We start from the raw sequence: 10,655 nt of genomic DNA, 5'->3' as shown, positions 1-10,655 counted from the left end.
GAGGAATTTTCATGATTAACGAGCCCATTATAATGAAAAAAGAAGCTTTCCAAGCAATCGGCGTTTCAGTTACGACGACTAACGAAAGAGAGGCATCTACTAAAGGAAAAATCCCAGAGCTTTGGAACCGCTACTTCCAAGAACAAATGATGCATCACATCCCAAACCAAAAAACGAAAGCAACATTTGCTTTCTACTCAAACTACGAATCAGATGAAACTGGTACATATACATTCACAATCGGTACGCCCGTTTCTTCATTAGAAGACGTTCCTGAAAATATGACAACTTTAACAATACCTGCTGCTACATATGCGGTATTTACAACAAGAAAGGGACCAGTTGCTGAAGTCGTTTGCGAAGCTTGGGAATATATTTGGCAATGGTCGAAAGAAAATAAACGTGCCTTCACAACAGACTTTGAGCTTTATGACGAAAGAGCATTAGACCCAAATCATGCACAATTGGATATTTATATTGCGTTAGCCTAAAAAAAGATGCCCATTCGGCATCTTTTTTTGTCGTTAAATAGCTACTGGGCAAATCCATTATTATTGTCTACAATGAGAAAGTGCAGTATAGAAATATTAGAAACTGTATAAAGTGAAACTATACTCAGCGGAGGGCATCTCCCATTGAGTATTAGCCCTAACCAATCGGGCGTTTACTGGTTTTTTAGTTTAAATTTGTCACATAGAAAGGAAGCAATATGGAGGAACTACAACAAAATAAAACTGCTTTAGAAGGAAGCGGAAAACCGTTATTAAAAAATACGAATTTCCTTTTTCTTTGGGCAGCTACTCTTTTTTCAAGCTTTGCTTTAGCCTTTTTTACTTTTTCACAAACGTGGTACATAGCAAAAACGTTAAACCTTGAAGCTTCACTCGGTGTTGTTTTCGTAGCCCTTAGTGTTCCAAGGCTTATTTTTATGATTGTCGGCGGCGCTGTAGCTGATAAATTCCCGAAAAAAAACATTATGTTTTACTCCAATATCATTCGAGCGATTCTTGTCGCAACCATTCTCACATGGTTTATCGTTGGTGATGTAACGCTATATACATTTGCTTTATTCGCTTTATTCTTTGGACTTGCTGATGCTTTCTTCTGGTCAGCAGATGGATCTATCTTACCGGAATTGGTAGAAAAAAGCCGGTTAACACAAGCGAATTCACTTACACAAATGACGAACCAAGCATCGGTCATCTTAGGCCCTGTACTTGGCGGAATTCTCATTAAATTTACGAACTATGAGACAATCTTTTCCATTACGATTTTATTACTGATTGTCGCTGCCATACTCGTTCAAAAAATACAATTTACGATGCCAGAACAAAAAGATACAGATAAAGGTATGTTCACTTCCATTAAAGAAGGAATCTTATATGTAAAGGAATCGCCATTCCTTTCAACTTTCCTTATTTGTAGCGCTTTTTTAAACTTATTTTTAATCGGTCCGATGCAAGTTGGTTTCCCGCTTTTTGTTAAAAACGTTCTGCATGGTGATTCGCTCCAGTTTAGTTACTTAGAGGCATCTGTAGGCGGTGGAATGGCAATCGGTGCTATCATTGTCGGTTTAAAAAATATTAATCGTAGACGCGGTCTATTTTGTATTATCATGATGCTATTGTCTGGTATATTCTTCTTAGCCATCAACTTTAGTACCGTACTTTGGCAAGCACTATTAGCTGGCATGTTTTACGGTATTACAATCGCAATGGCGATTGTACCGCTTATGGCAATGATTCAATCGACAGTCAAAGAAGAAATGATGGGACGCGTAATGAGTTTACTTATGCTATCATCAATGGGCTTTATCCCGCTCTCTTATGCATTCACATCCATTGCACTTGCAATAGGAATTCCAATCGTAACCGTTATGAAAAGTGGTGCAATAGCTGTTATCGTCTTCGTACTATTTGTAGCGATTCGTGTTCCAGTTGTAAGGAAGTTCGATTAACTAATTAGAGTCATGTATTATACTCATGGCTCTTTTTTGAATGGATCAAATAGTGATATTCCCTTACTTCTCCTTAATGCTGCTCCCCATTCTAATCCAATCTCTAAAAATAAATCTCGCACTGTACTGTATAAAAGTGCCCCAATGTCTTTACGAATTTCCCCATATTTATATGCTCTTACAACACTTTTCACACGCCAAATTAAATTTCCATACACTTCTTCGTCAGCTAATATTTGCTCTAGTAAAACACCTTGTTCTAGTAACCCGCTCTTTTTATATGCAAGCTCGACCTTACTCCAAAATATATTAATTTTCTTCGGATTACTCGTCATCGGCACCAGTGCGTATATAAAAGGCTTCGGTATATCATGACGGCAATACGTCTCATCAAGCTCGTACGTTCCTTTTCTTTTCTCTTTTATTTGTGGAATGTTTTTAGAAAGAATTGTTTCCCCAGCGCTTGTTTGCTCATTTTTACTACAGCCAGTTGCATTATCCTCAATTTTACAAGCGGACATTTGCATACGGTCATCCATGCGGTCAATCGCAGATGTAAGAAATACATATAAGTTCGCACTATACCCGCCGCGCTTATGTCTCTCTTTTGTTGCAACACGCTTTATAATTCCTAGTTCCTCTAACTTTGCAATTGAACGGCGTACTGTACGAATACTCTTTCCAACATTCGTCGCAATCGTCCCCATTAATGGACAAGCGACTCCTACTGTTTTTTGTTTCTCATTCACCGCATATTTTCCTAAAAAATGAATAATGATAGAATCAGTTTTATTCAATTGAAATCGGTAGCACTTCAAAACTTGTTTTTGATATGTATTAAACTCTTCTTTACTTCGAAATTCACTATATGGTTTCATTAAATTATATAAGCTTCCCATTTATATCACCTCATTTATAAGTAAGAGGCAGGAAGCGAAATTGGCGTGATAGTTAATATTTTTTAATGGAGATGAAAATATGATCGTAATTAGCGCTTGTTTAGGTGGTATCGCTTGCCGTTATGACGGGAATGACAATCTTGTTTCAAAAATAGAGGAGCTACTACAAAAAGAAGATACAGTCCTCATTTGTCCTGAAGTATTAGGGGGATTACCAACGCCTCGTCCTTCCGCTGAAATTATTGGCGGGAATGGCGATGACGTTTTAGACGGAAAAGCGAAAGTGATGACAAAAGATGGCGAAGATGTCACAGCAGCTTTCGTAAATGGTGCTTATAAAGCATTAGAACAAATTAAAAATTTAAACCCAGAATATATTATTTTAAAAGAACGCAGCCCATCTTGTGGTAGTTCTACGATTTACACTGGAGAATTTAACGGTAATAAGCAAACTGGTTTCGGAGTGACAACTGCTTTATTTAAAAGACACGGATTTAAAGTCATTTCAGAAGAAGAATTTGAAAACAAAAAAAGGAATTGACCCTGTTCGTCAATAAAGGTTATTTACGTTCGTTTTAAAAATAGTAATAAACCCTTATATATCAACGGTTTGTGTAACGTTAAAAATCATGAATAAATTTTAAATTTTATTCATTCGTTACCAAAATGTGACCATAAAAACAAAAGAGCACAGCGTGTATATATGGTGTTGGACCACCGTATATACCGTCCACCTGAGCTGACCAGGTAAACACTTGCTATACTCTCATGAGTTATTTTACCTCATACAAGGGGTATTAAGCAACGTTTACCAATAAATCGGTGACGTTGCTTTTTTGTTTCCAAAAAGGAGACAAACCGTTATGAAAAAGTGTATTGATGTATTAGCTCAACCAGAGTCCTATCATAATTTATCAACATTTTCAAATGTACAGGAATTAAATCAAACGATTAGAGTATACAGAGATGTAATTAAAACGTCTATTAAACGTGCAGATGTACAATCTAAATTAATTGCATTACTTGAAATTTTAAAGCGTCATAGCTGCAAATACGTAGGTGTTAGTTTCCTATGTAAAAATAGAATAGCTGAGATAATGAGCGTATCATATAAAACTGTACAACGTTTAATGACGAAACTTGTGACTTTAAGAATAATTAAGCAAATAGCCATGAAGCGAAAAAAAGATATGCGCCAAACTTCTAATGCAATTATTATCCAACCAATTGTAAATGAAGTGTCCCACAAGCACCCTACTGAAACGACTAAGAAGTGTCCTACCGTTAAAACAAATACTAAAATCTTAAAACAAAAGAGTAAAGATATAAATAAACGTAATGGTAATGACAATAATGCTGTACCTAAAGAAAACATTAAATGTGCTGAATTTGTAGCCCATTGGGTTCCGAAACGTTTCGTTTCCCTAACTTCAGCATTTTATTCAAAAGCTAAAACAATTCAAGAATTTTGGAAGGTCGTAAAACAATGCAATTGTGTAATAAATCATACAACAGGCCAAACGGCGTTTGACAAAGAACAAGAACTACAAATTGGTGTACAAGCTATGAAAGAATTTGCGATGAAGGTAAAAGATAGAGTCAAAATGAAAAAGGGTAAGTTTGCGTATTTCAACGGTATCGTAAACAATTTGATGAACAAATATTATTTTGACCCTGAATTTGGTATGTGATGCTCTCTTTTACACTTCAGGTATCACATATACCTTTGCATATACACCTTGCTGCACAGCAAATTGTTCTAGCGTCTTTTGCCTAAATGGTGTGAGTGTAAAGAAATGAAGGATAGGGACTTTCCCGTTATATTTGTTTTTATAATACACCGTGAATTCACCATACTTATTCATTTTTTCACTGTTCACATTCATCATTTGTGTACGATCTATTTCGACTGCATTGAGAATCCCGTCACTATCACGGTACTTTACATCCGGAATAATGGTTCGCTTCTTGTCATCTACTTTATAACGTATAGCGGCTTCTATCTGCCAATCCTCAGGACAAAATAGATTCAGCCACGCTTCGTTTCTCATGAGGCTGTGTGCTAATCGAATGGTGGGCACAACCTTTTCTACATCATCGAATAGCGCACGTCCTTGTTTATTGAGGTAATATACATGCTCTTTTTTATAAACGGTACTATTCACATATGGACTTAAATCTTTTAAAATTCGATTTGCATTTCGAATTCCTCCCATATCGTGAATTGCCATTAAGTGTCTTCTTGTCGCAAATTTTAGCTTTCTAATCGAGGTCAAAATCATCATCTGACGATTCATTTTGATATGTGTCTGCATATGCATCCTTTTTCACCTCGTATTGTTTTAATACGTCCCACATCTGTTCATTTGAGATATAAGGGACTTGAATCTCTGTTAATCGATCAGTTTTAAAAAGCGCACGCCCTGGTATACTTTCAATCGATTCAAGACCAGTTTCATCGATGACAACTTGAGAAGCTGTTTGAGTTGGTAACCGAAATCCTAATTTTGCATCACTGTTTTGTTTCACTTGACGTGGTAAAGTATCGCCAGTAGGATATTGTGTGCAAAAAATCAATCGAAATCCTAATGCTCCACCAATTCGCGCTATGTGAGAAATCATCTGTTGACAAGCTCCTAATAACTTTTGTTGTTCCCTATTCATACTTTTATCAGGACAAAGTTCTGCCCCTTCATCTACGATAATAAAGTAGCGTTCTCTTATATTTGTTTCTACCACATTGGTATAATGGTGTTCTTTCATAAAAAGCATTTTTTCTTCCATCTTTTTTAGAATCGCGCTTAATACCTGAAAAGCTTCCAGTGGCTTTTCTGCAATAGAATCAACCTGCTTTATGTTTTGGTACGGTCCGAACTCTAATCCTCCTTTTAAATCAATAATAAACAAGTGCGTATTGTTTGCTTGTGCAGTAATAAGAGATGTCATCACATTCTTTAGGAATACAGTCTTTCCCATACGAGTTAAACCACCTAATGTCATATGTGGTGTTTTATCAAAATCATGATAAACCAATTGTTCTAAACTTTGCCCGATTGGCACAAGCCATTTTCCAGCTTGAATTAAATTTGTTGACCATTCCCATTTCTTCGGTATTTCTTGATCGAATACACGTATGTTCAATTTATAATTGTCATACTGAATTCGAACAGGTTTATTTAACCCTTCACTTACAACATCTTCAACTTTTTGAATAATTTTACTCGGCATACCAACAGGCAACTCATACACATATGTTGTACTTCGATCATCATGAGTTCGCTTCTTAAATGTTGGATAATGAATCCTATCATCTTTTTTAATTGCAATTCCTGACACTTCAAAAAACACTTGTATTTTCTTTTTATCATCTATTTTACTTTTAAACCGATCACTTACGAATGTAAAAGTTAAAGCTATCGTCGGGACCAATAGTAATTCCAGCATAAACATTTCTCCTTTAAATATCCTATAAGGATATCATTGCACTTTGTTGGAAGATAACAGGTCAAGCATTTTCACTTATGAAGTCTACTGTCCCTCTCTTCCACATTGTATTCCTTCATAGAAACATAACGAGAATATAACGTAGAAGATATAAGAACGAGCCCGTAAGTGTCGTATACAAGGTTATACGTGGAAGCCAATGAGGAACACTCTTCCCCATTTTTTCCGCTCCCTTCATCACAATTACTGACAAACCTGTTGCTGTCCAAATAATTACCGCTTCCCCTGCAAGTGTCATGACTATTCCTCCTCTTCTTTTTCACGAAATTTGATCCCTGATTTGGTAGCTACAATTTGGTACCGCTCCATTAAATCTTGCCAATTCAATATATCTTCCTCTTCTCCATATAAATCTTCTTCAATAGTTTGTGATAAGCTGAAATATCCTTTGTACTCTTTGTTATCAAATACTTCATGGTTTCTCATGTGAGTAAGAATTGATTCCATCTCTTTTCTGGATCTTGACCCGTTATACATGTGACGTAATTCTTTTGATGAATATAAATACGGCGTTACGTTGAGGTAACTATACTGAGAACGCATATACCCCTCTCCTCTCTTGATATCTACAATTCCATACGGAATTCCAAGTAGAATTCCTCGTGGGCTTCCGAATGGAAGTAATATAGGTATATGATGTAGAACTTTAAAACTTGTTTGTCCACAACTAAAAATATTAGAGGTTTTTCAAAATTGAAATAGAACATTGAAAAAGGAGGGATTTTATGAAGTGTAAATTAAAGATAATCTTAGCTGAACGAATGCTAAAACAGTCTGACCTTGCGAAACTGGTGGGTATTACAGATCAAACATTAAGCATGATAGCAAGAGGGAAAAGTGAACCTACATTAAGAGTAGCACTTCGTATTGCAAAAGTATTAGATCTCACTGTGGAAGAAATTTGGATTGAAGAGGAGAGCTGATATAATATATGCCTAAAGCAAAAACCAACTTGAGGATTGTAAAAGAAGTATACGGCGACAGAAAAATAGAAGAAATTTTTGAGGAACTTTACGAAAAGATTTATGGATTAAAAGTTAAGGTTAGAAGGAAAACACCTGAAGAATTAGCCGCCGGAAAACACCAAGAGAAAAAATATACTCAGGAGTAATTACTATGTCGAAACAACCACCATTCAAAACATTAAATCGAATTATTGAAAATTATTATGATCCTAAAAATGGATTAGTTGAAGTAGAGGAATTTATCATAGGATGTAAAGAGGAATCTCTATTTGTATTAGATTACAAAGGCATTATGTATCAAAAAACATCTGCTCTAAAATATGATCAGGGTTATGAAATATTATTGCTTCCTTATACAGAACTACATTCAAATTCTAAACAAGATTTACTGCAACTATTAAAGCGTAAAATAATTGTTTATTTCACGTATACAGATTATGATCAACAACAAGAAGACTTTATGCCCGATATAGGAAATCGATTTTTTTCATTTATGAGCCATATGTTAAAAGGTGCACAGCAAAATAAAAGAGCGATTCCAGTACGTTTTATTTTAATAGATATTGAAGCAATTGGTTTTATTCCTAAACTTTCTAAATTTATGGCTGGGTGTCGAGGCTTTAATGTAGGCACTTATTTGTTTGTAGATGACAGATTGACACTGTCATATGGATATAATAAAGAACAGGTAGACAAAATGTACAATAACAGTGTAGTTACATCAAAATAAAATACTATGAATATGTATTAATTCAATACAACTTAAAATAGGAGGTTGAACACGTGAGTTATGATACCGTCGCATCGCTACAACGCATGCAACAATTACAACAAGCGCAAGCTGCTTCTGGAAAACGCATAGTGTTAAAAAGAGTTTATGAATCAGATAAAATTTCTGCGCTCATTATCGTTCTTTGTATTTTAGCTATCCCAGCAACAATGTGTATATCCCTTTTAGTTGGATTAGTGATCTATTACATTAGAGAATTTAAGCGTACAACATATTTAGTTAAAAACGTTGCTACTGGAGAGAAGTTCAGAGTCGATAAACAAGACTTTAAACAATATAAGAGGAATTTTAAGAAGAAAGAAAAACAAGTTAGAAGAATTTCTGATTTATAAAACTATTCTTTTGTAAAAATATATTTAACATATACATTTATCGGTCAATAATAAGTTCTATCCTTCACTAATATTGGATATACTATTTATACATCTAGAGAATCACCACATGAGGCACCTTCAGCTGGGGAAGGTGCCTTTTTATTTTGATGGAACATTACGTACTTTAGAAGCATATATTAAATTGCTCCTGGCATGATGCCTTTCTATATACAGAAAAAGCATTCCGGCCTCACCACCCTGGATTGCTTTTTCTCATATTTCAGCATGTTGCTACATACAATGCAATTAACACGTTCCCTTTTTATATAGCATCCTATGTAATCAGAGCACTCCACAAGAGTACTCTGATTTTTATTGTTCATATTTATTCCTTTCGTTACATATGATTACTATCGACAAACCAAATGAGAGATATATCTTTATAATGTTAAAAAAGAGCGTCCCTCACTCGCCAGAGGAATGCTCTTTTTCCGTTCATTTCACATACACATAGGCCTTATTCGTAGTCTCAGAGTATGAACAATCTCAAAAATGGTGTTATCCTAACCCTCAAACCTCACATACTCCCCAGAAACCCATTGATTTCCACCAACGTTGTACCAGCCATATTGAATGCCCCAAGATTGATAGCGTTCCCCTCGGTACACATTCTTTACAATACCATAATTCGTTCCTGGTCCTGTACGAACACGTAAGACATCCGCAGTAATTGTAACAACACCTATACCATTGTTAGATGTTTTTGTAGAACCTGTATTCCCACCACCGATATATGCGTTTTGCACCCTTTCTATAAAAGAATTCCAACGTCCTTCTGCTAACATACGATGCGGGCAATACTTTCCACTCCACGATTGGTGTGTGCAAACTTTACTTATCGGAATGTTGTATTGTTTCATGAGCTGCGCTACAACAATAGCTGCATTATTTTCTGCTTTATAATACCTATCCCCACCGCTTAAAGAATAACAAATCTCCACGCTAATCGACTTTCTGTTGCCTGAACCATTCCCATCTCCACAAGCCCATGCATTCCGTTCTAAAGGTAAACCTTGCACCGCTTCTTTATCGTCTACCGCAATATGGAATGACACTTCATTATTATTTCGTATCATATAGGCAATTTCATTCTCAGCTGGTGCATCATTATACGTATTGTGAACTGTGATAAATTCTGGATTCATCGTATAAGGACATTTTGTACCATATTTACTTGGGTCAACTAATTTTTTTCTAATTTCCATTATTGAACATCTCCTTTTTTCTCTCCTTGTTTTTGTTTGCCACCTAAAATTTCAACTGCATTTGTTAATGCTGAAGGTAAGGGGATTCCCATACGACCAGCGTTTTCTAAAAGTGAAAGTAACTCATTGCCCATGAAGAAGAAAATAGTCGCTTCACGAATTGCGCTGTTACTTCCCAGTGCTGCATCTAATTGTGCTGCTGCCCCAACTAAAAGAAAAAGCACCACCTTTTTGGCGATGCCTTTGAAACCAACTTTACTTTTTAATTCTCCGTTATATCCTGCTGCAATCATGCCAGTTAAATAATCAATAACTGCCATCGTTACTAAGATTTTCAATGTTGCATCCCATCCTCCCAAGAAGTAACCACAAAACCCACCGAAAGTGGCAATAAAAACTTTTACTAATACATCGATACGATCCACATTCTTTCCTCCTTCTTCAAGATAAAAAAAGAGAGACACTTGTCCCTCTTTCACAAATACTTATATATGAACAATCTAAATCCCACCTTTGAATATCAAACCTAAAACTGCCATCACTATTGCACTGATAACAATTCGTAAAATCCATGTGGTATTTAGACTGATTTTTTCTAATTGCTGATTGATGGTAGAAATATCTTTTTCGTTTATCGTTGTACGAGTTTCTAAATTACGAATATCTCGCATGATTTCTTTTTGCTCTGCTTTTAGGCTGTCGATTTTTACATATACGTCTTCCATGCATTCACATCCCTTTTGAAATCTTAATAAAACAATCTCTATATACTATGAGACAAACCTTTTCTGAGTGAATGCATAAAAATTTTTATAAAAAAGCCTGCTTATGCACGCTTAATCTGTAATAGCTAAATTAAAAAGCTCATCGCAATATGAATGACATTTCCATTTTGAACACCATTCAAGAAAATTCCACCATCACTTTTAACTGTAACTTCACAAACTGTTGGTCCATTGCC

16 protein-coding genes are annotated in these 10,655 nt (G+C 35.5%); 8 read left to right on the top strand and 8 right to left on the bottom strand.

Annotated features, from left to right (window positions below; translation table 11 throughout):
• The first annotated feature begins 11 nt into the window (after nt 1-11).
• Both MR168_RS20335 and MR168_RS20330 read left to right on the top strand, forming a co-directional pair.
• Nucleotides 12-491 carry a GyrI-like domain-containing protein gene (locus tag MR168_RS20335; protein ID WP_000606648.1) on the top strand — a complete coding sequence of 160 codons (480 nt, stop codon included), beginning with the start codon at nt 12-14 and terminating at the stop codon, nt 489-491.
• 218 nt (nt 492-709) lie between these two features.
• Complete coding sequence (locus MR168_RS20330) at nt 710-1,957, top strand: MFS transporter (RefSeq protein WP_000391940.1); 1,248 nt, start codon at nt 710-712, stop codon at nt 1,955-1,957.
• A 23-nt stretch (nt 1,958-1,980) separates the two neighbouring features.
• On the opposite strand, the gene MR168_RS20325 is transcribed toward MR168_RS20330, so the two are convergent.
• A complete protein-coding gene (locus MR168_RS20325; protein WP_086412682.1) occupies nt 1,981-2,856 on the bottom strand; it encodes a helix-turn-helix domain-containing protein in 876 nt (291 codons plus the stop codon).
• Between the two features lie 79 nt (nt 2,857-2,935).
• On the opposite strand from MR168_RS20325, the gene MR168_RS20320 reads away from it, so the two are divergent.
• Both MR168_RS20320 and MR168_RS20315 read left to right on the top strand, forming a co-directional pair.
• Nucleotides 2,936-3,397, top strand: a complete 462-nt coding sequence (locus MR168_RS20320) for a 2-thiouracil desulfurase family protein (protein ID WP_016123681.1) — start codon at nt 2,936-2,938, stop codon at nt 3,395-3,397.
• 322 nt (nt 3,398-3,719) lie between these two features.
• Nucleotides 3,720-4,547: a cytosolic protein gene (locus MR168_RS20315; protein WP_086412683.1), complete on the top strand. Its 828-nt coding sequence runs from the start codon at nt 3,720-3,722 to the stop codon at nt 4,545-4,547.
• Between the two features lie 9 nt (nt 4,548-4,556).
• Here MR168_RS20315 and MR168_RS20310 read toward each other — a convergent pair whose 3' ends face one another.
• From MR168_RS20310 to MR168_RS20295, 4 genes are all read right to left on the bottom strand, one after another.
• Entirely contained in the window at nt 4,557-5,177 is a 621-nt protein-coding gene (locus MR168_RS20310; RefSeq protein ID WP_086412684.1) for a replication-relaxation family protein, read from the bottom strand.
• Nucleotides 5,119-6,300 (bottom strand): FtsK/SpoIIIE domain-containing protein, encoded by a 1,182-nt coding sequence (locus MR168_RS20305; protein ID WP_086412685.1) that lies wholly within the window; start codon nt 6,298-6,300, stop codon nt 5,119-5,121. The genes MR168_RS20310 and MR168_RS20305 overlap by 59 nt, the downstream gene beginning before the upstream one ends.
• 115 nt (nt 6,301-6,415) lie before the next feature.
• Nucleotides 6,416-6,598 (bottom strand): hypothetical protein, encoded by a 183-nt coding sequence (locus MR168_RS20300; RefSeq protein ID WP_086412686.1) that lies wholly within the window; start codon nt 6,596-6,598, stop codon nt 6,416-6,418.
• 2 nt (nt 6,599-6,600) lie between these two features.
• Nucleotides 6,601-6,903 (bottom strand): hypothetical protein, encoded by a 303-nt coding sequence (locus MR168_RS20295; protein ID WP_086412687.1) that lies wholly within the window; start codon nt 6,901-6,903, stop codon nt 6,601-6,603.
• Nucleotides 6,904-7,085: 182 nt separating this feature from the next.
• Here MR168_RS20295 and MR168_RS20290 point away from each other — a divergent pair, with 182 nt between their 5' ends.
• The 4 genes from MR168_RS20290 to MR168_RS20275 are packed head-to-tail and all read left to right on the top strand — an operon-like array spanning nt 7,086 to nt 8,447.
• Nucleotides 7,086-7,283: a helix-turn-helix transcriptional regulator gene (locus tag MR168_RS20290; RefSeq protein WP_086412688.1), complete on the top strand. Its 198-nt coding sequence runs from the start codon at nt 7,086-7,088 to the stop codon at nt 7,281-7,283.
• A gap of 8 nt (nt 7,284-7,291) precedes the next feature.
• Nucleotides 7,292-7,471 (top strand): hypothetical protein, encoded by a 180-nt coding sequence (locus tag MR168_RS20285; RefSeq protein WP_086412689.1) that lies wholly within the window; start codon nt 7,292-7,294, stop codon nt 7,469-7,471.
• Between the two features lie 5 nt (nt 7,472-7,476).
• Nucleotides 7,477-8,055 (top strand): type IV secretory system conjugative DNA transfer family protein, encoded by a 579-nt coding sequence (locus tag MR168_RS20280; protein WP_086412690.1) that lies wholly within the window; start codon nt 7,477-7,479, stop codon nt 8,053-8,055.
• A 53-nt stretch (nt 8,056-8,108) separates the two neighbouring features.
• On the top strand, nt 8,109-8,447 hold the full coding sequence (locus MR168_RS20275) for a hypothetical protein (protein ID WP_000119485.1): 339 nt from the start codon (nt 8,109-8,111) through the stop codon (nt 8,445-8,447).
• Nucleotides 8,448-8,992: 545 nt separating this feature from the next.
• Here MR168_RS20275 and MR168_RS20270 read toward each other — a convergent pair.
• The 3 genes from MR168_RS20270 to MR168_RS20260 form a co-directional block, all read right to left on the bottom strand.
• Nucleotides 8,993-9,694, bottom strand: coding sequence for an N-acetylmuramoyl-L-alanine amidase (locus tag MR168_RS20270; RefSeq protein ID WP_086412691.1), 702 nt, complete (start codon nt 9,692-9,694; stop codon nt 8,993-8,995).
• Nucleotides 9,694-10,119: a phage holin family protein gene (locus tag MR168_RS20265; RefSeq protein ID WP_000373913.1), complete on the bottom strand. Its 426-nt coding sequence runs from the start codon at nt 10,117-10,119 to the stop codon at nt 9,694-9,696. The genes MR168_RS20270 and MR168_RS20265 overlap by 1 nt, the downstream gene beginning before the upstream one ends.
• A gap of 75 nt (nt 10,120-10,194) precedes the next feature.
• Complete coding sequence (locus MR168_RS20260) at nt 10,195-10,419, bottom strand: hemolysin XhlA family protein (protein WP_000390482.1); 225 nt, start codon at nt 10,417-10,419, stop codon at nt 10,195-10,197.
• Nucleotides 10,420-10,655 lie beyond the last annotated feature (236 nt).

The sequence above is a fragment of the Bacillus cereus group sp. BfR-BA-01356 genome, assembly GCF_022663635.1.
GTDB lineage: Bacteria > Bacillota > Bacilli > Bacillales > Bacillaceae_G > Bacillus_A > Bacillus_A cereus.
The sequence above is the reverse complement of the archived record's forward strand: the minus strand, read 5'-3'. Positions and strand labels throughout refer to the sequence as shown.

Bases quoted from the DNA above. Each gene is read 5' to 3' on its own strand.
- MR168_RS20335 (WP_000606648.1), top strand. From the start codon at position 12: ATGATTAACGAGCCCATTATAATGAAAAAAGAAGCTTTCCAAGCAATC.
- MR168_RS20330 (WP_000391940.1), top strand. From the start codon at position 710: ATGGAGGAACTACAACAAAATAAAACTGCTTTAGAAGGAAGCGGAAAA.
- MR168_RS20325 (WP_086412682.1), bottom strand. From the start codon at position 2,856: ATGGGAAGCTTATATAATTTAATGAAACCATATAGTGAATTTCGAAGT.
- MR168_RS20320 (WP_016123681.1), top strand. From the start codon at position 2,936: ATGATCGTAATTAGCGCTTGTTTAGGTGGTATCGCTTGCCGTTATGAC.
- MR168_RS20315 (WP_086412683.1), top strand. From the start codon at position 3,720: ATGAAAAAGTGTATTGATGTATTAGCTCAACCAGAGTCCTATCATAAT.
- MR168_RS20310 (WP_086412684.1), bottom strand. From the start codon at position 5,177: ATGCATATGCAGACACATATCAAAATGAATCGTCAGATGATGATTTTG.
- MR168_RS20305 (WP_086412685.1), bottom strand. From the start codon at position 6,300: ATGCTGGAATTACTATTGGTCCCGACGATAGCTTTAACTTTTACATTC.
- MR168_RS20300 (WP_086412686.1), bottom strand. From the start codon at position 6,598: ATGACACTTGCAGGGGAAGCGGTAATTATTTGGACAGCAACAGGTTTG.
- MR168_RS20295 (WP_086412687.1), bottom strand. From the start codon at position 6,903: ATGCGTTCTCAGTATAGTTACCTCAACGTAACGCCGTATTTATATTCA.
- MR168_RS20290 (WP_086412688.1), top strand. From the start codon at position 7,086: ATGAAGTGTAAATTAAAGATAATCTTAGCTGAACGAATGCTAAAACAG.
- MR168_RS20285 (WP_086412689.1), top strand. From the start codon at position 7,292: ATGCCTAAAGCAAAAACCAACTTGAGGATTGTAAAAGAAGTATACGGC.
- MR168_RS20280 (WP_086412690.1), top strand. From the start codon at position 7,477: ATGTCGAAACAACCACCATTCAAAACATTAAATCGAATTATTGAAAAT.
- MR168_RS20270 (WP_086412691.1), bottom strand. From the start codon at position 9,694: ATGGAAATTAGAAAAAAATTAGTTGACCCAAGTAAATATGGTACAAAA.
- MR168_RS20260 (WP_000390482.1), bottom strand. From the start codon at position 10,419: ATGGAAGACGTATATGTAAAAATCGACAGCCTAAAAGCAGAGCAAAAA.